Annotated in this window: 24 protein-coding genes; 16 read left to right on the top strand and 8 right to left on the bottom strand. The window is 68.7% G+C overall.

Annotated features, from left to right (window positions below; all coding sequences use genetic code 11):
* Positions 1–164 precede the first annotated feature (164 nt).
* The 3 genes from V6S85_RS06685 to V6S85_RS06695 form a co-directional block, all read right to left on the bottom strand.
* The gene (locus V6S85_RS06685; RefSeq protein WP_116568103.1) at positions 165–386 is read right to left on the bottom strand and encodes a YdcH family protein; all 222 of its coding nucleotides are present in this window, start codon (positions 384–386) and stop codon (positions 165–167) included.
* 82 nt (positions 387–468) lie between these two features.
* Complete coding sequence (locus V6S85_RS06690; protein ID WP_334348450.1) at positions 469–918, bottom strand: TIGR02444 family protein; 450 nt, start codon at positions 916–918, stop codon at positions 469–471.
* A 5-nt stretch (positions 919–923) separates the two neighbouring features.
* Complete coding sequence (locus V6S85_RS06695) at positions 924–1,541, bottom strand: UbiX family flavin prenyltransferase (RefSeq protein WP_116568098.1); 618 nt, start codon at positions 1,539–1,541, stop codon at positions 924–926.
* A 133-nt stretch (positions 1,542–1,674) separates the two neighbouring features.
* Between V6S85_RS06695 and V6S85_RS06700 the strand changes: the two genes are divergently transcribed.
* Entirely contained in the window at positions 1,675–1,848 is a 174-nt protein-coding gene (locus V6S85_RS06700; protein WP_058346543.1) for a YdcH family protein, read from the top strand.
* Between the two features lie 146 nt (positions 1,849–1,994).
* Here V6S85_RS06700 and V6S85_RS06705 read toward each other — a convergent pair whose 3' ends face one another.
* Positions 1,995–2,708 carry a DUF1013 domain-containing protein gene (locus V6S85_RS06705; RefSeq protein ID WP_116490504.1) on the bottom strand — a complete coding sequence of 238 codons (714 nt, stop codon included), beginning with the start codon at positions 2,706–2,708 and terminating at the stop codon, positions 1,995–1,997.
* A gap of 284 nt (positions 2,709–2,992) precedes the next feature.
* Positions 2,993–3,967: an NAD(P)H-quinone oxidoreductase gene (locus V6S85_RS06710; RefSeq protein WP_334348451.1), complete on the bottom strand. Its 975-nt coding sequence runs from the start codon at positions 3,965–3,967 to the stop codon at positions 2,993–2,995.
* Between the two features lie 75 nt (positions 3,968–4,042).
* Between V6S85_RS06710 and V6S85_RS06715 the strand changes: the two genes are divergently transcribed.
* The 8 genes from V6S85_RS06715 to V6S85_RS06750 all read left to right on the top strand — a co-directional run bounded on the left by V6S85_RS06715 (position 4,043) and on the right by V6S85_RS06750 (position 10,162).
* Positions 4,043–4,249, top strand: a complete 207-nt coding sequence (locus tag V6S85_RS06715; protein WP_116568094.1) for a DUF1192 family protein — start codon at positions 4,043–4,045, stop codon at positions 4,247–4,249.
* A gap of 153 nt (positions 4,250–4,402) precedes the next feature.
* Positions 4,403–4,915, top strand: coding sequence for a protease adaptor protein RcdA (rcdA, locus tag V6S85_RS06720; RefSeq protein WP_116490507.1), 513 nt, complete (start codon positions 4,403–4,405; stop codon positions 4,913–4,915).
* Positions 4,916–5,057: 142 nt separating this feature from the next.
* Complete coding sequence (gene thiD, locus V6S85_RS06725) at positions 5,058–5,852, top strand: bifunctional hydroxymethylpyrimidine kinase/phosphomethylpyrimidine kinase (protein ID WP_116568092.1); 795 nt, start codon at positions 5,058–5,060, stop codon at positions 5,850–5,852.
* Between the two features lie 17 nt (positions 5,853–5,869).
* A complete protein-coding gene (locus tag V6S85_RS06730) occupies positions 5,870–6,358 on the top strand; it encodes a hypothetical protein (RefSeq protein WP_334348452.1) in 489 nt (162 codons plus the stop codon).
* Positions 6,333–6,911 carry a nucleotidyltransferase family protein gene (locus V6S85_RS06735; RefSeq protein WP_334348453.1) on the top strand — a complete coding sequence of 193 codons (579 nt, stop codon included), beginning with the start codon at positions 6,333–6,335 and terminating at the stop codon, positions 6,909–6,911. The genes V6S85_RS06730 and V6S85_RS06735 overlap by 26 nt, the downstream gene beginning before the upstream one ends.
* 69 nt (positions 6,912–6,980) lie before the next feature.
* Positions 6,981–8,612 carry a family 43 glycosylhydrolase gene (locus V6S85_RS06740; protein WP_334348454.1) on the top strand — a complete coding sequence of 544 codons (1,632 nt, stop codon included), beginning with the start codon at positions 6,981–6,983 and terminating at the stop codon, positions 8,610–8,612.
* Between the two features lie 99 nt (positions 8,613–8,711).
* A complete protein-coding gene (locus tag V6S85_RS06745) occupies positions 8,712–9,326 on the top strand; it encodes a DJ-1/PfpI family protein (protein WP_334348455.1) in 615 nt (204 codons plus the stop codon).
* A 14-nt stretch (positions 9,327–9,340) separates the two neighbouring features.
* A complete protein-coding gene (locus tag V6S85_RS06750; protein ID WP_334348456.1) occupies positions 9,341–10,162 on the top strand; it encodes a PhzF family phenazine biosynthesis protein in 822 nt (273 codons plus the stop codon).
* Positions 10,163–10,165: 3 nt separating this feature from the next.
* On the opposite strand, the gene V6S85_RS06755 is transcribed toward V6S85_RS06750, so the two are convergent.
* Together V6S85_RS06755 and V6S85_RS06760 are read right to left on the bottom strand one after the other, a co-directional pair.
* On the bottom strand, positions 10,166–10,525 hold the full coding sequence (locus V6S85_RS06755; RefSeq protein ID WP_116568081.1) for a hypothetical protein: 360 nt from the start codon (positions 10,523–10,525) through the stop codon (positions 10,166–10,168).
* A gap of 135 nt (positions 10,526–10,660) precedes the next feature.
* Positions 10,661–12,553 (bottom strand): ATP-binding protein, encoded by a 1,893-nt coding sequence (locus V6S85_RS06760; protein WP_334348457.1) that lies wholly within the window; start codon positions 12,551–12,553, stop codon positions 10,661–10,663.
* Between the two features lie 236 nt (positions 12,554–12,789).
* Between V6S85_RS06760 and V6S85_RS06765 the strand changes: the two genes are divergently transcribed.
* From V6S85_RS06765 to V6S85_RS06795, 7 genes are all read left to right on the top strand, one after another.
* On the top strand, positions 12,790–13,062 hold the full coding sequence (locus V6S85_RS06765) for a hypothetical protein (RefSeq protein WP_334348458.1): 273 nt from the start codon (positions 12,790–12,792) through the stop codon (positions 13,060–13,062).
* A gap of 60 nt (positions 13,063–13,122) precedes the next feature.
* On the top strand, positions 13,123–13,548 hold the full coding sequence (locus V6S85_RS06770; protein ID WP_116490514.1) for a hypothetical protein: 426 nt from the start codon (positions 13,123–13,125) through the stop codon (positions 13,546–13,548).
* A 147-nt stretch (positions 13,549–13,695) separates the two neighbouring features.
* Positions 13,696–14,871 (top strand): phosphoserine transaminase, encoded by a 1,176-nt coding sequence (locus V6S85_RS06775; RefSeq protein WP_334348459.1) that lies wholly within the window; start codon positions 13,696–13,698, stop codon positions 14,869–14,871.
* Between the two features lie 5 nt (positions 14,872–14,876).
* A complete protein-coding gene (locus tag V6S85_RS06780) occupies positions 14,877–15,356 on the top strand; it encodes a hypothetical protein (RefSeq protein ID WP_334348460.1) in 480 nt (159 codons plus the stop codon).
* 57 nt (positions 15,357–15,413) lie between these two features.
* Positions 15,414–16,994 carry a phosphoglycerate dehydrogenase gene (gene serA, locus V6S85_RS06785; RefSeq protein WP_334348560.1) on the top strand — a complete coding sequence of 527 codons (1,581 nt, stop codon included), beginning with the start codon at positions 15,414–15,416 and terminating at the stop codon, positions 16,992–16,994.
* A 324-nt stretch (positions 16,995–17,318) separates the two neighbouring features.
* Complete coding sequence (locus tag V6S85_RS06790; RefSeq protein ID WP_334348461.1) at positions 17,319–17,687, top strand: VanZ family protein; 369 nt, start codon at positions 17,319–17,321, stop codon at positions 17,685–17,687.
* 37 nt (positions 17,688–17,724) lie between these two features.
* Positions 17,725–18,807 carry an acyltransferase family protein gene (locus V6S85_RS06795; protein WP_334348462.1) on the top strand — a complete coding sequence of 361 codons (1,083 nt, stop codon included), beginning with the start codon at positions 17,725–17,727 and terminating at the stop codon, positions 18,805–18,807.
* Between the two features lie 134 nt (positions 18,808–18,941).
* Here the strand turns inward: V6S85_RS06795 and V6S85_RS06800 are convergent, their stop codons facing one another.
* A complete protein-coding gene (locus V6S85_RS06800) occupies positions 18,942–19,655 on the bottom strand; it encodes an HAD family hydrolase (protein WP_334348463.1) in 714 nt (237 codons plus the stop codon).
* Between the last annotated feature and the right edge of the window lie 5 nt (positions 19,656–19,660).

The raw sequence follows: 19,660 nt of genomic DNA on the forward strand, positions 1-19,660 counted from the left end.
GGCCCCCCGGTTCCCCCCCCCCGCGGGGGGGGGGGGGGGGGGCCCCCGGGGGGGGGGGGGGGCCCGAGACTGGGCGCTGTGCCGGCCATCGCCCCCTCCGTCACGGCGCTGATAGCGCCGCGCCACCTCCCCCGTTGCACGGGGGAGGAGCCGCCAGGCGGCTCTTAGGCAATAATATCCGGGGTCACCTGGTCTTCCAGGCGCACGATCTCGTCCTTCAGGGCCAGCTTGCGGCGCTTGAGGCGGGCGATCTGCAGCATGTCGGGCTGGGGGCGTTCCTCCAGGGCCGAGACGGCGTCGGACAGGTCCTGGTGCTCCTCGCGCAGCGTCGCCAGGCGACGCTCCACCGCGATGATGGTGTCTTCCGAAGGATCGTCGTCATTCATGGACGTTCCTCCCGTGGGCCCCTGTCCGAAGGCGGTGATAGATAGCAAAGCCTGACGGCCGGTAAAGGTCCCTCGCGGCTCTTCAGGCGAGGGCGTCGGCAAGTCGCGCCAGGGCCGCCTCGCGCGGCGGGTCGCCGGTGGCGCGGGCCGCCGCCAGCAGGGCGCCGTAGACGTCGCGCGTGGCGTCGACCGGGCCGCAGGTCGTCTCCAGGCTTTCCATCAGCACCTTCTCGCCCGCCAGTTCGGCCGCCTTGATCTGCTCGCGGAAGGCGTCGCGGGCGGTGTCGTCCACGTCGCGACGCGTAGGCTTCAGCGCCCGGCGCACGCCGCGCAACGGCGCGCCGACCTCTGCGTCCCAGGCGCGCACCAGGGCGGCGGCGCGCGGCAGGTCGACGGGGCGTCCCTCCAGCGACGCCCAGGCGGCCCACAGCAGGAACGGCACGTTCTGGCCGTGGGCGTCCTGCAGGTGCAGGCACGCGGCTGCGACAGGCTGTCGCGCATAGACGGAAAGAGCCCAGTCCCAGAACCGCATGGCCGTTAATTTTCGTCCGCTTGATTGACGGTTGGCAGATCCTCGCCCCAGCGCTTCACCGGCCCCCAGGTGAGGCCGAAGAGATCGAGGGCGCGGCCGACCGACTGGTCGACCATTTCCTCGATCGAGGCGGGCTTGGCATAGAACGCGGGAACCGGCGGGGCGATCACCGCGCCCATCTCGGCAAGGCGCGTCAGGGTGCGCAGGTGGCCAAGATGCAGCGGGCTTTCGCGCACCATCAGCACCAGCGGCCGGCGCTCCTTCAGCACCACGTCGGCGGCGCGGGTCAGCAGGGACGAGGTCACGCCGGTGGCGATCTCGCTCATGGTCCGCACCGAGCAGGGGGCGACGATCATGCCCAGAGTGCGGAACGAACCCGAGGCGATCGAGGCGCCGACGTCGCCGACGCGATGCACGACGTCGGCCATGGCGGCGACGTCGCCGACCGCAAGGCCGGTCTCCTGGGTCAGGGTCAGGGCCGCCGACTTGCTCATCACGAGGTGGCTCTCGACGCCCAGTTCGCGGCAGGCGGCCAGGGCGCGCAGGCCGTAAAGGGCTCCCGAGGCGCCGGAGACGCCGACGACCAGGCGCGGCTTGGAAACGGGGGCTGCGGCGTCCGTCATGGTGAATTTTCGTCCGTCACGGGATTAAGCGGCGCCACGTCAAGCGCTGCTGGTTGCAATCATATGTGATCTGACAGTCCGGGCCAGCGGGTGTTCACTCCCTCGGTCAACAGCCCAAAAGGAGGCCTCACCGATGGCCATCGAATCCCGTATCCGCGAGCTGGGGTCCCGTCACGAGAACCTCGACCGCACGATCCAGGAGGAGACCAACCGTCCGGGTAGCGACGCCACCAGGCTCCGAGAGCTCAAGCGGCAGAAGCTCAGGCTCAAGGAGGAGATAGAGGGGCTTCGAGCCCGGCTCCATTAGAGCCTGCCCGTTTCCGTCGGAAACGGAAAAGCAGGCTTACAAAAGAACATTTGGAGCGTGGTCAGTCGCGCTCCGGCCCTGAAGGGCAAAGAAAAGGCCCATCCGAGCGTCGGATGGGCCTTTTTGCTGTCCGTTTCGGACGAGGATCAGTCCTCGTCATCCTCGTCGTCGACATTGCCCGAGAACGAGCCGAACACGTCCTCGGCCTTGGGTTCGGCGCGCGAGGCGCGGATGTCGCGCTCTTCCTGCTCTTCCTCGGTGAGGTAGGCGGTTTCGGCCGCCGGGCGCAGGGTCGGATCTTCGGCGACGATGCCCTTCTTGGCGTCGTCCTTGGCCTTCTTCTCGGCCGCCTTCTTGACGAGGGCGTCCAGTTCCAGCTGGCCGACGAGGCCCAGGGTCACCGGGTCGACCGGCTTGATGTTGGCCGCGTTCCAGTGGGTGCGGTTGCGCACCTGCTCGATGGTGGCCTTGGTCGTGCCGAGGATCTTGGAGATCTGGGCGTCGGTCACTTCCGGGTGGTGGCGAATGAACCAGGCGATGGCGTCCGGACGGTCCTGGCGGCGCGACACCGGGGTGTAGCGCGGCGCCTTCTTGGCCGGCTTCAGCAGCTCGGCGTGACGGCTGACCTGCGCCTTCATGCGGTAGTTCGGGTTGCCCTGGGCCTTGTCCAGCTCTTCGCGGGTCAGCTGGCCGTTGCCGATGGGATCGGCGCCGCGGATGTCGCGCGCCACTTCGCCGTCGGCGATGCCGCGAACTTCCAGCGGGTGCAGGCCGCAGAAGTCGGCGATCTGCTCGAAGCTCAGCGAGGTGTTGTCCACGAGCCAGACGGCGGTCGCCTTGGGCATCAGGATGTCGGACATGCGGTCCTCCAGAAATGACGGCGCCCGACCTTTCGGCCGGGCGGGGTTGTTCAACACCGAGCTATAATGCGGTTCCGAGCGAAAGGGAACGGGGATCGATCATCTGTCGTCGGCTTGGCCGTTGGTCGGGCTGAACGCGATGTTCGCTTCTTCGGGCGTTCCCTTCTTCTCCGCACAATCCCCGCGAAAGCGGGGGCCCAGGCTTTTTCTGAAACGCGTGGCGCTCGACGATAAAACACCTGGGTCCCCGCTTTCGCGGGGATTTTACGGAAGTAGAGAGAGCCTTAGGTGGTGAGCACCACCTTGCCCACATGCTCGCCCGCTTCCAGGTGCGCATGCGCCTTGGCGGCGTCGGCCAACGGGAAGGTCGCATCGACGATCGGCGTCAGCTTGCCGGCCGCGATCCACGGCCACACCGTGCGCTCGACCTCGGCGGCCAGGCGGGCCTTCTCGTCGGCGGGGCGGGGGCGCAGGGTCGAGCCGGTGATCACCGCGCGCTTCTGCATCACCTTCATCACCGGCACTTCCAGCGTCCCGCCGGCCAGGGCGGCGATGTAGACGATGCGGCCGCCGGTCTTCAGGGCGTCCAGGTTCTTGTCGAAATAGGCCGCGCCGACCATGTCGAGCACCACGTCGACGCCGCCGGCCGCCTTGGCGACTTCGGCGAAGTCCTCGGTCTTGGCGTCGACGGCCAGATCGGCCCCGAGTTCGAGGGCCTTGGCCTTCTTGTCGGCCCCGCGGCCGGTGGCGATGACGGTGGCGCCAGCCGCCTTGGCCATGGCGATCGCCGTTGTCCCGATACCGGACGTGCCACCATGAATCAAAATGGTCTCGCCAGGCTTCAGCGCGCCATGTTCGAACACGTTGGCGAAGACGGTGAAGACCGTCTCGGGCAGGGCCGCGGCCTGGACGAAGTCGAAGCCTTCGGGGATCGGCAGGGCCTGGCGGGCGTCGACCACGGCGTACTGCGCGTAGCCGCCGCCGCCCAGCAGGGCGCAGACCTTGTCGCCGACCTTCCAGCGTCCCGCGGCGACCTCGACCTCGCCGGCGACCTCAAGGCCCAGCGTGCTCGGCGCGCCGGGGGGCGGAGGGTAGAAACCCAGGCGCTGCAAGAGATCCGGGCGGTTGACGCCGGCCGCGCGCACTCGGATCAGGATCTCGCCGGGGCCCGGCTGCGGGCGTTCGACCTGCGCGGGGCGCAGGGCGTCGGCCGCCCCTTTTCCGCCCTCGATCTCGATCGCGGTCATGGTCTGGGACATCGGCCTGTCGCTCCGTCGCGCTTGCGTTGCGCCCTAGGTAGGCGTCTCATGGCCGGTCGGAAAGGGAGGTCACCCATGATCGAAGAGCCGGTCGAGCCGCGCGCGTTCCGCGGCGACGCGCTGAACACGGCCACGCACGAGGATCTCGAGAGCTACGGCGTGCGCGAACTGGAAGAGCGGATCGAGGCCTTGGAAGCCGAGGTCGCCCGCACCAAGGCCCAGCTCAGCAAGAAGAAAGCGGGACGCGCGGCGGCCGATGCGCTGTTTGGTCGCCTAGACTAACGAAAGGTTTACGCTAGCAGTGGACGCTGACGTGCGCCTGCCGGTCGCACCGAGTCGGGCGGTCGCGAAACGGGACGTTAAGACTTGGCACGGGGGTTGCAGTCTTCCCCGACAAGCGAGACGTCCTCGCGGCCTTTGGGGCATTGAGTAGACATGACCGATCCGAACGCGTCCACGGCCCCCTGGCGGGCGGGAGTCATCCAGGACTTCGCCCGCTCGGAATTGTTCGACCGCACCTTCGACGAGGGCATGCTGCTGGTCGAGGAGACCGCGGCCTATCTCGACGGGGCCGGCCGGCACGACAGCAAGATCCTCTCGCGCAACGCCGCCCTGGCCTATGCGAGCGAGAGCATGCGTCTGACCACCCGCCTGATGCAGGTGGCCTCGTGGCTCCTGGTGCAGCGCGCGGTGAAGGAGGGCGAGATGGCCCCCGAGGCCGCCTGCGCCGAGAACTACCGCCTGGCCTTGGAGGCCGGCGAACAGCAGGCCGCCGTCGAGGACCTGCCCTTCGGCCTGGTCAGCCTGCTGCAGCGTTCCGAGCGCCTGTACGAGCGCGTCCGTCACCTGGACCAGCGCATGTATGTCGAGGCCGCCACCGTCGACGAGGCTCCGCGGCCCGTCCAGGCCCAGTTCGACCGCCTGACCGCCGCTTTCGGCGCGGCCTGAATTTTCTTGACGCGCGCCCGGGACGCGCGCTCGGGCGGGTTAGCCGCTCACACTTAAACCCTGGCGCGCTCGCCCCGTTCAACTGATCCCGAAAGCGGGTTAGGAGAAGCGCGTGACCCAAGCGCCTTCCTCCGACTCGCCGTTGTTCCTGGGCCGCGTGCTCGTCCTGGCCGGATCCGATTCCGGTGGAGGCGCCGGCATCCAGGCAGACATCAAGACCATCACCGCCCTGGGCGGCTACGCGGCCACGGCCATCACCGCCGTCACGGTGCAGAACACCCTGGGCGTCACCGGCGTGCATCCGATTCCGCTCGAGGTGATCGAGGCCCAGGCCCGGGCCGTGCTCGACGACATCGGCGCCGACGCCTTCAAGACCGGCATGCTGGGCGACGTGGGCGTGGTCGAGACCGTGGCCCGGGTGCTGGCCAGCGCGCCGGACGTTCCGGCCGTGGTCGATCCGGTGATGATCGCCAAGGGCGGCGCGCCCCTGCTGGCCGACCGGGCGATCGACGCGGTGAAATCGCTGATGATCCCGCGCGCGGCCCTGCTGACCCCCAACGCTCCCGAGGCCTCGGCCCTGACCGGCTTGCCGGTCGAGACCCTCGACGACCAGCGCCGCGCCGGCGAGGCCCTGCTGGCCCTGGGCGCCCAGGCCGTGCTGATGAAGGGCGGCCATGTCGCGGGGGAACGGGTCGTCGACCTCCTGATCACCCCGCAGGGCGAAACCAGCTTCGAGGGCGAGCGGATCGACACCCGCCACACCCACGGCACCGGCTGCACCCTGGCCAGCGCGATCGCCACGGGCCTTTCGCAAGGCCTGCCGCTGACGCAGGCCGTCGCCCGGGCGTGGAACTACGTCCACGAGGCCATGCTGCGCGCGCCGGGCCTCGGGCAGGGCCACGGCCCGCTGGACCACGCCTGGCCGGTGCGCGGATGAGGCGCGCCGGGCTCGCGGTGGGCCTAGTCGTCGCGAGCCTGGGCCTGTGCGGCTGCATCCGGGTCGATGGCGTGGACATCACCAAGGCCCCGGGCGAAGTGTCGCTGGCCAAGGTGTTCGGCGACGACGCCGACGTGGTCTGCGTGCACGATCCCGCCCCGCCGTGGTTGCTGGACGTGGAGCCCGCCGTCGATCTCAAGGGCTCGCTGCGACGCTCGAACCTGGCGGCCGAACTGAAGCCCTACTGTTCACGCCTGGGCGGCCTCTGGTGGCGGGGCCGCTGGGTCGCCCCTTACGAAACGCTGGTGCTGCGGATCCGCGACTGCAAGGTGATCGGCGTGCGCAGGGTGACCGTCGAGGGCTCGTATCCGATCGACGGCGCCCCCGACGAGTTCTGCACCAAGCCCGATCGCCTGGCCGCCATCCGCCCGGCCTGGTCGCCGACCCAAACCGTCCTGATCGACACCCAGAGAAGACCCGATGCCGTTGGAAGAACGCCTCGTTGAAATCGTCCGCGCCACGCCGACGACCATGCAGGTGCTGCGCACCGTCCGTGCTCTCGACCTGCCTGACTGGATGATCTTTTCCGGGGCGGTCTACCAGCCGGTGTTCAACTCCCTGACCGGCCGGCCGCTGGACTACGGCATCAAGGACTACGACGTCGCCTATCACGACGACAGCGACACCTCCTACGAGGCCGAGGACGTGGTGATCCGGCGCGTGGCCGCCGCCTTCGAGCCGCCGCTGCGCGAGCTGGTCGAGGTGCGCAACCAGGCCCGGGTGCATCTATGGTTCGAGAAGAAGTTCGGCGCCGACGAGCCCTATCCGGCCCTGCGTTCCAGCGCCGACGCCCTGGAGCGGTTCGTGGCCACGGCCTTCTGCGTCGGGGTGCGGCTGGAGGCAGACGAGACCCTGCGGGTCTGGGCGCCGTTCGGCCTGGACGACCTCTTCGCCATGCGCCTGCGGCCCAATCCCCTGCGGGTTAAGGGCGCGGGCGGCTGGGAACGCACCACCGGCTCGGCCAAGGCCCGCTGGCCGGAGATCAGCGTCGAGGGGTGAGCGCTCTGGACGCGGCGGTCGCCGCCCTCTACGGGAATTGATAGCGCTATCATTTTCGTGAGCGACCCCATGGCCCTGCCGCGCCGCACCCTGTTCAAAGGCCTCCTGGCGGGCGCCGCCGCCGCGCCGGCGCTAGCCGCGCAGGCCGCCGAGACCAAGCCGGCGCGGAACCCCGCGCCGACCTGGGGCAAGGGTCCCGACGGCCGCCGCGTCGCCGACCGGGGCGACGGGACGTACCTGAACCCGATCATCAGCGGCGATCACCCCGATCCCACGATCCTGAAGGACGGCGAGGTCTACTACATGACCTTCTCGTCGTTCCTGGCCTATCCCGGCCTGGTGATCTGGAAGTCGACGGATCTCGTGAACTGGACGCCGGTCGGCCCGGCTCTGCGCAAGCCGCTGGGCACGATCTGGGCCGTCGACCTCGTCAGGCACGAGGGTCGCTACTTCATCTACATCCCGGCCGATCCGACGGGGCAGGGCTGGTCGATCTTCGCCATCTGGGCCGACAGCATCGAGGGGCCGTGGAGCGATCCGGTCGACCTGAAGATCAGCGGCTGCATCGATCCGGGCCACGTCGTCGGCGAGGACGGCAAGCGCTATCTGTTCGTCAACGGCGTGCGCAAGATCCGCCTGACCGACGATGGCCTGGCCACCGACGGCCCGCTGGAGAAGGCCTACGACCCCTGGCGCTATCCCGACGACTGGATCGTCGAGAACTTCGCGCCCGAGGGCCCCAAGCTGCTGCGCCACAAGGGCTGGTTCTACCTGATCACCGCCGTCGGCGGCACGGCGGGCCCGGTGACCGGCCACATGGTCATCGCCGCCCGCTCGCGCTCGGTGCACGGCCCCTGGGAGCACTGCCCGCACAATCCGCTGGTGCGCACCCGAAGCAAGGACGAGCCCTGGTGGTCGCGCGGCCACGCCAGCCTGGTCGAGGGACCCGCCGGCGACTGGTGGATGGTCTATCACGGCTACGAGAACGGCTACTGGACGCTGGGCCGCCAGACCCTGCTGGAGCCGATCGAATGGACCGCCGACGGCTGGTTCCGGCCGCTGGGCGGGGATCTCTCCAAGCCGATAAGGAAGCCGGGCGGCGGCAAGGCCGGGCCGTCGGGCATGTCGCTGAGCGACGACTTCTCGGTTGATCGCATGGGCGTGCAGTGGGCCTTCCATGAGCCCAAGCCCGACGAGGCGTCCCGCGCCACCTATGGCGGCAAGGCGCTGACGCTGAAGGGCAGGGGAACCTCGCCGATCGACAGCTCGCCGCTGACCTGCATCGTCGGCGACCGGTCGTACGAGGCCGAGATCTCGCTCGAACTGACCGGCGAGGCCGAGGCCGGCATCCTGCTGTTCTACAATCACAAGGCCTTCGTGGGCCTGGGCTTCACGCCGACCGACCTGAAGACCTTCCAGTACGCCGAGGAGCTGGCCTGGGCGCGGATCAAGCACGACGCCCGCCGCCTGCGCCTGAAGATCCGCAACGACGAGCACGTCGTCACCTACTGGTATTCCCACGACGATGGACGCACCTGGACCCGTCACGGCACGCGGATGGAGGTGTCGGGCATGCATCACAACGTGTTCGGCGGCTTCATCAGTTTGAAGCTGGGAATCTACGCTGCCGGAAGCGGGCAGGTGCGGCTGCGCGACTTCGTCTACCGGGCCAATCCGCCGAAGGTGGTCGAGAGCGCCTGACGGCTCGCTCAGGGAGTATTGTCATAGTGGCAATACTCCTTTTGCCTCATGGATCATTGCCCGTTACCGCTGTGGCCTCGCCCTGATGAGGAGGCTTTGGTGCGGATCGCGGTCCTGACGTTCGACGGCTACAACGAGCTCGACTCGTTCATCGCCGCCGCGATCCTCAATCGCATGAAGGCGCATGGCTGGGCGGCCTACATCACCGCGCCGACGCCGCAGGTGACCTCGCTGAACGGGGTGACCGTGCAGCGACAGCAGCCCTTGGAATTCGCCGCCGAGGCCGACGCCGTGCTGATCGGCAGCGGCTCGAAGACCCGACAGGTCGCTTCCGACGAAAGCCTGCTGTCGCGGATCCGTCTCGATCCGTCGCGCCAGCTGATCGGCGCGCAGTGCTCGGGAACCCTGCTGCTGGCCAGGCTCGGCCTGGTCGGCGACCTGCCGGCCTGCACCGACCTGACGACCAGGCCCTGGGTGGTCGAGGCCGGGGTTAAGGTGCTGGACGCGCCGTTCGTCGCCCACGGCAATGTCGCCACCGCCGGCGGTTGCCTGGCCTCGCAGTACCTGGCCGCCTGGACCATCGCCCGCCTGGCGGGCCTGGCCGAAGCCGAGGCCGCCATCCACTACGTCGCGCCGGTGGGGGAGAAGCAGGCCTATGTCGCCCGCGCCCTGGCCGCGATCACGCCCTATCTGCCCGCCGCCGACGCCGCCTGACTGAAGGAGCTCCCATGCGCCAGTGGACCATCGACGCCTTCGCGTCCGCCCCCTTCAAGGGCAACCCGGCCTGCGTGGTCGAGCCCTTCGACCTCTGGCCGTCCGACGCCTGGATGCAGGCCCTGGCGGCCGAGAACAACCAGGCCGAGACGGCCTTCCTGCTGAAGACCGCCGACCCGGCGCGCTTTGGCCTGCGCTGGTTCACCCCGGCCATCGAGGCGCCGCTGTGCGGCCACGCCACCCTGGCGGCGGCCCACGCCCTGTTCGCCGAGCTGGACGTCGAGGTCGGGGAACTGGCCTTCGACACCCTGTCGGGCGAACTGCGGGTCAAGCGCGACGGCGAGCGGCTGGAGATGGACTTCCCGGCCGATCCGCCCCGCCGGGTCGAGACGCCGGAGGGCCTGGCCGAGGCGCTGGGCGCGGATGTGGTCGAGACCTGGGCCGGGGCCTATCTGGTCGCCGTGATGCGGGACGAGGCGACAGTGCGCGGGCTCAAGCCCGACTTCGGCGCCCTCAACCGGCTGGACGGCGGCGCCAGCGCGGGGCCGGGCCAGGTGGTCGCCGTGGCCACGGCCGATCCCGGCCTACCCTATGCGGTGGTCAGCCGGTTCTTTGCCCCGGCCTTCGGCATTCCCGAGGATCCGACCACCGGCTCGGCCCACTGCATCCTGATGCCGCTGTACGGCGACAAGCTGGGCAAGCCGGCGCTGGAGTTCCATCAGGCCTATCCGGGCCGGGGCGGGGACCTCTCATGCGAAAGCCGCGGCGCGCGCGTGATCCTGCGCGGCCGCGGCCTCACCGTGGTGGAAAGCCGGCTCCGGGTGGAGCCGGCCTAGTGGTTACCAACGACCGCGGTGGTCGTTACGGTCGCCGCGGCCGTAGCCGTGGCCGTAGTCGCGGTCGTTGCGCTCGTAGCGGATCTGGGCGCTGATGCGGTCCAGGCGACGGTCGAGGTCGGCGCGTTCCCAACCGTTCAGGCCGCCGGCCCGATAGCGGTATTCGAGACGGGCCACTTCGCGCAGCTCGCCTTGCAGGCGGCGGGCTTCGTGGCGGTTCAGGTCGCCGGTGCGCACGCCGCGGTCGATCCGCTGCTCGAGCTGCGCCTGGCGCTGGTTGATGGGCTGGGCCATGGCCGCGGCGGGGACGGTGGCGGCCGCCAGGGCCGAGACCGCAACGATCGGCAGAATGATCTTCTTCATCGGTTCGGTTCCTTTCAACTGGTCCGTCGCCGGTCGCGACGACGTTGAAGACAAGAAACCACGTCCCGCCTGAAGCGGTTCTGAGCCCGTCGTTATGTTGAGTTCATCTACCTGAAGTCGTTGTCATGTCGCCGATCAGGCGGCGGCGGCCTCGGCCGCGGCCAGGCGCGCGGCGGCGGCCACGGCGTCCTCGATGGCGGTGTAGAGCTTGGTGACCTCGATCGGCTTGGCCACGTGGCCGTCCATGCCGGCCGCCAGGTAGCCCTCGACCTGATGGACCAGGGCGTTGGCGGTGACCGCCACGATCGGGGTGCGGGGACGGCCCTCGGCCTTCTCCAGCGAGCGGATGGTGCGGGCGGCCTCGACGCCGTCCATCACCGGCATGTGGATGTCCATCAGGATCACGTCGTGACCGCCGGCGCGCCAGGCCTCGACGCAGGCCGCGCCGTCGGCGACCAGCGCCACCTCGGCGCCCAGCGGCGCGAGCACGGCGGCGATGACCTTCTGGTTGGTCAGGTTGTCGTCGGCGGCCAGCACGCGCAGGCGGCGTGGGGCGCTCTCGTCGAGCGGTTCGACGGCGACTGGCGCGGGGACCTGGATCTCGCCCTTGCCGCGCGGCATGGCCACGACGACGGTGAAGGTCGAGCCCTGGCCCTCGCGGCTCTGGACATGGATGCCGCCGCCCATGACGGCGGCCAGTTCGCGGCAGATCGACAGGCCAAGGCCCGAACCGCCGAAGCGGCGGGTGGTCGAGCTGTCGGCCTGGACGAACTTGTCGAACAGGCGCGGCACGATGTCGGCGGCGATGCCGATGCCGGTGTCGGTGACGTCGATGCGCAGGCCAGAGCCGTCCTCGGCCGAGGCGAAGCGCACCGAGACCGCGCCCTCCAGCGTGAACTTCAGGGCGTTCGAGACCAGGTTGGTGAGGATCTGGCGCAGGCGGTCGACGTCGCCATGCCAGCCGCCCAGCGCCTCGGGGGCGACCATGACGCCGAACTCCAGGCCCTTGTCGCGGGCCTGGCCGACGAAGGTCTCGCGCAGCGAGGCGGCGAGGGCGGAAAGGTCGAAGTCGCGCTCGACCAGCTCCAGGCGGCCGGCCTCGATCTTCGACAGGTCGAGCACGTCGTTCAGCACGGCCAGCAGCAGACCGCCGGACTCGCGGATCACCGACAGGCGCTCGCGCTGCTTGGCCGACAGGTCGTCCATGGCCATCACTTCGGTCATGGCCAGTACGCCGTTCAGCGGCGTGCGGATCTCGTGGCTCATATTGGCCAGGAAGTGCGACTTCAGCACGTTGGCGGCGTTGGCGTCGTCGCGGGCCTTGACCAGCTCGCCCATGGCCGAGCGCAGGTCGTGGTCATTGGCTTCCAGGCGCGAGACCAAGTGGTTGAAGCTATCGGTCAGGCTGTGGAAGACGTCGTCGTCGCTGGCCTGCTGGACGGGGCTGTAGCGGCCGCCCTGGGCCATGTCGTGCATGGCGTCGGACAAGCGCTGCATCGGCTTGGTCATCCGCCGGGCCAGGCTGTTGGCCAGGAGGATGGCCAGGCCCGCCGCGCCGAAGAACAGGGCGCCGGTCAAGGCCAGGTCGCGGGCGAGGATCTCGACCAGGCTGGGCTGGCGGGCCACCAGGGCCAGTTCGCCGACCTTGCGGCCTTGCAGCACCACGGGGCGGGTCAGGGTCTCGACATTGGCCTCGTTGTCGACGCCGATGCGCGCGACGGTCTGGCCGGAAAGATCGACGAGGCGCGCGCCGGCCACGTGCGGGGCGCGGATGACGGCGTCGAGGGCGCGGCTGGCGCCGACGGCGTTGTGGTCGGCCAGGGACGGGGCGGCGCCGGCCGCCACCATCTCGGCCAGGACGCGGTGGTTCTCGCGCGCTTCCTGCCGCGCCACGCTCCACTGCTGGAGCATGAAGCACAGGCATGCGGCGGTGAGCGCGGCGACCGTGGTGCCCAGCGCCACGCCGGCGATTCGCGCCTGCAAGGGCGCGTGAGCGGCGGCTTCCGAATTGCGGCGCGTGTCGTCCATGGCCCTTCCGCAGGTCAAACATGGCCATTTTGCCGCAAGGTTCCTAACGACTCGCTTCCAGTCCCAGGTGCAGTCGCGACAAAACAACGCTAGGGCGCATTTTCGATTGCGGCCGCGTTAATGATTCGTTTACCTATTCACTCGGTTCTCTGGAGGAGTCGGGTGTGGAAAAAGTTTTCGTAGCTCAACGTGTCGCCAATAAGCTTTTCGCGACCGAGAACGCCGTAGATACGGCGATGATGGAAGCCGCCGAACTGATGGCGGACATGCTGAAGGCCCGTAAGGACCTCGGCCTGTCGGCGGTCGTCGGCGACAAGGCCAGCGCCAAGCTGGTCGAGGCCCTGGCCGCGCTGGGAGAAGCCCGCAGCGCCATGGTCGACATGCATGGCCAGCTGAACGAAGTGAAGCTGCGCATGGGCATCCGCACGAAGCTGGCGGGCGTCGAAGACAAGTCGGGCGACCTCGGTGGCACGACCGGTCACGCCGAAGGTCTTCGCACCGTCGCCTGACGGCAAAGTTGCAAGACTTTAACTTAGCAGGGCCCCTAATTTGCGTTAGGGGCCTTTCGCATGCTTGCTAGCGCCATCTCCGCCGCGATCTGGATTGCGATCGTCTCGCTGGTGGCCTTCGCATGGCTGAAGGGAAGTCGTCCCGAACGCATGGGATCCCTGGCCGTGCTGCTCGGCGCCCTGGCCGTGATGATCACCCACAAGCTGTTGCCGGAAGGCGTGCAGGCGGTCGTGCTGCTGGTCATCGACGCGGCCCTGGCCGTCGCCTTCCTGATGCTGGCCATGCGCTTCGTCAGCCAGTGGCTGGGCGTGGCGATGATCCTGCAGGCGGTGCAATTCAGCCTGCACGCCTACTATCTCGTGGTCGAGAAGCCGCACGACTACCTCTACAGAAGCGTCAACAACATCAACACCATCGGCGTGCTGCTGGCGGTGCTGGTGGGCACGCTGCTGGCCTGGCGCCGCAACGCCCGCGCTGCAAAATAATTGCTCTGGCCGGACCATCGGTCGCGGCCCGTGGAATAAAATTTCAAAATTTCGGTCTTGCCTTCCGAGCGAAAACGCGGTTTTTCGCCGGCGGGCCACGCCCCCCCAACGGGGCGCAGTCCATCTGTAAGGATGGGAGACATCGCCATGACTACCCTCGCCAAGCCGGCAATCCGTCCGGCTCGTCCCGAGTTCTCTTCCGGCCCCTGCGCCAAGCGCCCCGGCTGGTCCCCCGAAAATCTGAGGAATGCGGTCCTGGGCCGCTCGCACCGCTCCAAGCTGGGCAAGGCGCGCCTGAAGGCCGCCATCGACCAGACGCGCGACGTGCTCGAAGTGCCCGCCGACTTCCTGATCGGCATCGTCCCCGGCTCGGACACCGGCGCCGTCGAGATGGCGATGTGGTCGATGCTGGGCGCTCGCCCCGTGCAACTGATGGCCTTCGAGTCCTTCGGCAAGGACTGGGTCACGGACGTCACCAAGCAACTGAAGCTGCCCGACGTCGAGGTGCTGAGCGCCCCGTACGGCGAGCTGCCCGACACCGCCAAGGTCGATCCGGCCAAGGACCTGGTCTTCACCTGGAACGGCACGACCTCGGGCGTGCGCGTGCCCAACGCCGACTTCATCTCGGCCGACCGTGAAGGCATCACCATCTGCGACGCCACCAGCGCCGCCTTCGCCCAGGACCTGGACTGGACCAAGCTCGATGTCGTGACCTTCTCCTGGCAGAAGGCGCTGGGCGGCGAGGGCGCGCACGGGATCCTGATCCTGTCGCCGCGCGCCGTGGCCCGCCTGGAAAGCTACGTCCCGGCCTGGCCGATGCCCAAGCTGTTCCGCATGACCAAGAACGGGAAGGTCACGCTCGACCTGTTCGAGGGCGCGACGATCAACACCCCGTCGATGCTGTGCGTGGAAGACGCCCTGGACGCCCTGCAATGGGGCGCCTCGATCGGCGGCCTGCAGGCCATGCAGGGCCGCGCCGACCAGAACCTCAAGGTCCTGGCCGACTGGGTCGAGAAGACCGAGTGGGTCGACTTCCTGGCCGCCTCGCCGGAAATCCGCTCCAACACCTCGGTCTGCCTGAAGGTGGTGGACGCCCAGATCGCCGCCCTGCCGGCCGACGCCCAGGCCGACTTCGCCAAGAAGCTGGCCAGCGTGCTGGAGAAGGAGGGCGCGGCCCTCGACATCGGCGGCTATCGCGACGCCCCGGCCGGCCTGCGGATCTGGTGCGGCGCGACGGTCGAGGCCTCGGATCTCGAGGCCCTGACGCCGTGGCTCGACTGGGCCTTCGCCGAGACCAAGGCGGCCACGCTCCAGGCGGCCTGAAGCCGGTGTTCGCCGATCCCCTGACGCAGCGCCTGGCCGACTTCGTCGTCGGCATCGGCATCGACGTCACGGCGGGCGTGCTGCCCGACGACACCTTCCTTCCCGGAGTGGACATCCGCTTCGGGGGGCTGGTGATCGACGAGCAGCGCCTGGCCCATCCCGGCGACATCCTGCACGAGGCCGGCCACATCGCCGTCACCGAACCGGAAGGCCGCAAGGCCGAACGGCTCGAACCCTCCGACGGCGAGGAGATGGCTGCCCTGGCGTGGTCCTGGGCCGCCCTGACCCACCTGGAGCTCGACCCCGGCGTGGTCTTCCATCCGGAAGGCTACAAGGGCGACGCCGGGTGGCTGGTCGAGACCTTCACGTCCGGGGGCGCCATCGGCGTGCCGCTGCTTCAGTTCTACGGCCTTGCCCTCGAGCCGCGACTGGCGGCCGAGCGCGGGGTCGCTCCCTTCCCGCACATGCTGCGCTGGCTTCGCTGAGCGCGGCTTTCGAAACAAAGACACAAGCGCGGTCCGACCGCCGACAAGGAACACCTGATCATGGCTCCTCGCGTCCTCATCGCCGACAAGCTTTCCCCCGCCGCCGTCGACATCTTCAAGAACCGCGGCCTCGACTTCGACATCAAGGTCGGCCTGTCGAAGGACGAACTGATCGCCGTCATCGGCGACTATGACGGCATCGCCATCCGTTCGGGCGCCAAGCTCGACAAGGACGTGATCGCCGCCGCCGACAAGCTTCAGGTCATCGCCCGCGCGGGCATCGGCGTCGACAACGTCGACATCCCGGCCGCCACCGCCAAGGGCATCGTGGTGATGAACACCCCGTTCGGCAACTCGATCACCACGGCCGAGCACGCCATCGCCATGATGTTCGCCCTGGCGCGCCAGATCCCGGCCGCCGACGCCTCCACGCAAGCCGGCAAGTGGGAGAAGAACCGCTTCATGGGCGTGGAGCTCTACGCCAAGACCCTGGGCCTGATCGGCGCCGGCAACATCGGCGGCATCGTCGCCGACCGCGCCCTGGGCCTGAAGATGAAGGTCGTGGCCTACGACCCCTTCCTGAGCCCCGAGCGCGCCATCGAGATGGGCGTCGAGAAGGTCGAGCTGGAAGAGCTGCTGGCTCGCGCCGACGTCATCACCCTGCACACCCCGCTGACCGACAAGACCCGCAACATCCTGTCGGCCGAGAACCTGGCCAAGACCAAGAAGGGCGTGCTGATCGTCAACTGCGCCCGCGGCGGCCTGGTCGACGAAGCCGCCCTGCGCAAGCTGCTGGACGAGGGCCACGTGAGCGGCGCGGCCTTCGACGTGTTCGTCACCGAACCGGCCAAGGAAAACCCGCTGTTTGGCAGCGACAAGGTTGTGGCCACCCCGCACCTGGGCGCCTCGACCTCGGAAGCGCAGGAGAACGTGGCCCTGCAGGTCGCCGAACAGGTCAGCGACTACCTGCTGACCGGCGCCGTCACCAACGCGCTCAACAGCCCCTCGGTCAGCGCCGAGGAAGCCCCGAAGCTGAAGCCGTTCGTGGCCCTGGCCGAGAAGATCGGCGCCCTGGCCGGCCAGATGGTCGACTTCGGCATCAAGGCCATCGACATCGCCTTCGAGGGCGAGGTCTCCAACCTCAACGTCAAGCCGCTGACCTCGGCCGCCCTGGCCGGCGTGCTCAAGCCGATGCTGGCCGAGATCAACATGGTCTCGGCTCCTGCCGTGGCCAAGGAGCGCGGCGTGACCGTCTCCGAGAGCCGCCAGGAAAAGAGCCCGACCTACGACTCGCTGCTGCGCGTGACCATCACCACCGAGAAGGGCAAGCGCGCCTTCGCTGGCACGGTGATCGCCGGCGCCCCGCGCGTCATCGAGGTCAAGGGCATGGAGCTGGACGCGGGCTTCTCGCCGGCCATGCTCTACATCAACAACCTCGACAAGCCGGGCTTCATCGGCGCCCTGGGCATGCTGCTGGGCGAAGCGGGCGTCAACATCGCCACCTTCAACCTCGGCCGCGTCTCGGCCGACGAAGACGCCATCGCCCTGGTCGGTGTCGACCAGGCTCCGAGCGAAGAGCTGCTGGCCAAGATCCAGGCCCTGCCGCACGTGAAGGAAGCCCGCGCGCTGACCTTCTAAGGGTGAAATGGCGGCGGATGGGGAAGCCCTGTCCGCCGTTCCTTTCTCTTCCAGCCTCTCTTCTGCCTTCCTGGGCCCTGTGCCCAGGATCCATCGTTCAGCCGCCCAGGCCTCGACAGGTCGGCTGGGGTCTGAGCGGTCTTAGACATGGGCCCTCGCCACGAGGGCGAGGGAAGCGGTGAGGGGTACGGCTTCTTGTCCCGTCTCCCCCGCAAATGCAGATCCCGTGCAGTGCGCGACAAGAATGGCCGCCAACCATCCGCCGCCATTTTCACGCCCCAGGTGAGCGGCTAGGGCAGGGGCTCGCCTCGTCCAGGAGCCCGAATGTCCCGCAGCTTCAAGCGCAAGATCAACTGGCTGGCCTTCGCCGTGTTCGCGGCGGCCGCCGCCTATGCGTTCTGGAAGGCGATCACGCCGGGCGACGACAGCGTCGGCCTGATCCCGTGGGACAAGGCCAAGCACTTCATCGTCTTCTACGTCCTGGCCGTGCTGGGCTGCCTGGCCTTGCCCAAGAGCCGGCTGTGGCGGATCGGCTTGGTGCTGGTGGCGTTCGGCGGGCTGATCGAGATCGTGCAGCACTTCACCGGGCGCGACATGTCGTGGGGCGACCTCGTCGCGGACTTCTGCGGCGTAACGGCGGCCTACGCCTACAGCCTGGTCGGCGCGATCCGGCGCAAGCTGCCCGCCGGCTGAGCTTGACCGTTTCCGGTGGCGCGCTCACCACTGGCGCGTGAAACCGTTTCCGCCGCTCAAGACCGATTCCGACGACATGCTGCACCTGGACGCCCTGCGGGCGCTGGGGGCGGTGCTGATCGTCGTCTTCCACTTCAACCGGTTCATCAATATCGACGGCCGCTGGCAGGCGGTGGACGACACGGTCAAGAGCTTCAGCCTGCTCGTCGACCTGTTCTTCGTGATCTCCGGCTATGTGATCAGCGCCGTCTATACGGGCCGGATCCGTACGCTCTCGGACTTCCGATGGTTCCTGCAGAAGCGGGTGGCGCGGCTGATGCCGCTGCACTGGCTGACGCTGGCGGTATTCATCATCATCGCCATCGCCGGGGTAATGGGCCTGGTCAACGACCGCGACCCCAGCCGCTACGACCCCGCCTGCGTCGTGCCCAACCTCCTGAACCTGCAGGCGTTTGGCATCTGCCGGGCCCAGACCTTCAACTTCGTCAGCTGGTCGATCAGCGCCGAGTGGGCGATGTATTTGGCTCTGCCTCTGCTCTTCTGGCTGGCGATGCGGGGAACGGCCTGGCTGACCCTGGTCACGGCGGTGATCCTGGCGGCCCTGTTCGCGATCCCGTCCGAGCAGCCCTTCCACATGTGGACCGCCGATTTCGGCGTCGCCCGGGCCGCGCCCGGCTTCCTGGTCGGCATGATCGCCTACAAGGTCCGCGGGCCGCTGGGCCGCCTGCCGGGCGCGCGCTGGTGGTTCTTCGCCTCGTGCGTCGCCTTCATCGCCGGCTGCGCCGTGCAGATGGAACGCGGCCTGCTCTTGTTCGTCTGCTATGCCGTCGGCCTGCTGGGCGTGGCGGCCGACAACGCGCCGGCCAAGCCCGGCCCGGTGGTGCGCTGGCTGGCGCCCTGGGGGCAGCTCTCCTACTCGATCTACATGCTCCACCCGATCGCCCTGAAGATCGCCCTGAACTGGGTGGGCCTGGGCATGCTGCACCTGACCGGCGACGTCATGCGCCTGTGGTGCCTCTTCTGGGGCCTGGTGCTGATCCCGGTGAGCTACGCGTCGCTGATGTATTTCGAGAAGCCCGCGCGCGATGCGATCGCGGGGTGGGGGAAGGCCAAGCGCTGAACCCTCTCCCTGAAGGGAGAGGGAGGGGCCCAGGCGATAGCCTGGGAGGGTGAGGGGTGACGGCGCCTGACGTCGTGCCGGCACGCCGCCTTCAGTTCCTAACCCCTCATCCGGCGCTTCGCGCCACCTTCTCCCTATGGGAGAAGGGGTCTCGACACGTGATCCACGAACGCTGGCAGTTCGCTGATCGAGGCCAGCTCCACATAGCGATCGTGCCCGACCGGCGCCTCGGCCGCCTCGTGGGCCCAGACCAGCGGGTAGGGGATCAGCGCGCCCCAGGCGCCGGCCTCCAGCGCCGGCAGGATGTCGGACCGCATCGAGTTGCCGGCCATCAGGCCCTGCTCGGCGCCGGTGCCGTAGCGTTCGAACACCCGGCGATAGGTGCCAGCATCCTTCTCCGAGACGATCTCGACGGCGGCGAACAGGTCGCCCAGGCCCGAGGCGGCCAGCTTCTGCTCCTGGTGCAGCAGATCACCCTTGGTGATCAGGATCAGGCGATAGCGCTTGGAGAGCTCGGCCAGGGCCCGCTCGACGCCCGGCAGGGGCTCGACCGGCTCGGTCAGCATCTCGCGGCCCACGGCCAGGATCTCGCGAATGACGCGGGTGGAGACCGCGCCGTCCGTCAGGTCCAGCGCGGTCTCGATCATCGACAGGGTGAAGCCCTTGGCGCCGTAGCCGTAGACTCTCAGGTTCCGCTTCTCGGCGGCGGCCAGCTGGCTGTTGATCCGCTCCTCGTCGCCGAAGTCGGCCAGCAGCTGGACGAACCGCTGGTGGGTCAGGCGGAACAGGCTCTCGCAGTGCCAGAGGGTGTCGTCGGCGTCGACGCCGACCGTGGTGATGAGGCTCATCCCGT

The sequence above is a fragment of the Caulobacter sp. CCNWLW153 genome (genome assembly GCF_036889365.1).
Lineage (GTDB): Bacteria > Pseudomonadota > Alphaproteobacteria > Caulobacterales > Caulobacteraceae > Caulobacter > Caulobacter radicis.